This window comes from Xenorhabdus stockiae, assembly GCF_002632825.1.
Lineage (GTDB): Bacteria > Pseudomonadota > Gammaproteobacteria > Enterobacterales > Enterobacteriaceae > Xenorhabdus > Xenorhabdus stockiae.
Genome location: NZ_NJAJ01000146.1, coordinates 1 through 585, shown reverse-complemented (window position 1 = coordinate 585; position 585 = coordinate 1). Strand labels below are relative to the sequence as shown.

Here is a 585-nt window from a genome sequence, read left to right as displayed (position 1 = left end):
GGTGGCGGTTTCCAGTACATCCCACACATCACGGGTGCGGTGCGCATGCAGTTCATCGACAATGCCGCAATGAATATTGAGACCATCAAGGTTATTGGCATCACTGGACAGCGGCTCAAACTTGGACGAGGACTGCTCCTGATAAATCGCCAGCTTATTAAACTCAAACAACCGGCCTAGCGTGGGTCGGGCCTGCTTGATCATGCTCTTTGCATCCTCAAACACGATACGGGCCTGATCACGGGTCGTCGCCGCCGAATAAACCTCCGCGCCGCCTTCACTGTCGGCCCCGGTCATGTACAGCCCGATACCGGAAGACAGCGTAGATTTGGCATTTTTACGCGCCACTTCGTTATATGCGGTACGAAAACGCCGTACCATCACCGGTCGTCCACTGCCGTCATTGCGCAGCACCACTTCTCCGGTGGCCTCATTCACCAGCGGACAGACAAAGCCGAACAGATTAATCAGAATGAAGATATGCCAGTCCATCAGTTCTATGGGCTTGCCGGTCAATGCCCCTTTGACATGCGGAACAAATTTGTAAAAGTTCAGGATATGCTGAGCACGGGGTTCACTGAATGT

Annotated in this window: 1 protein-coding gene; it reads right to left on the bottom strand. The window is 53.2% G+C overall.

Going from position 1 to position 585, the window contains the following annotated elements; genetic code table 11:
• A partial coding sequence (locus tag Xsto_RS20860) for a terminase large subunit domain-containing protein (protein WP_244590484.1) occupies positions 1 to 585 on the bottom strand: 585 nt, incomplete at both ends.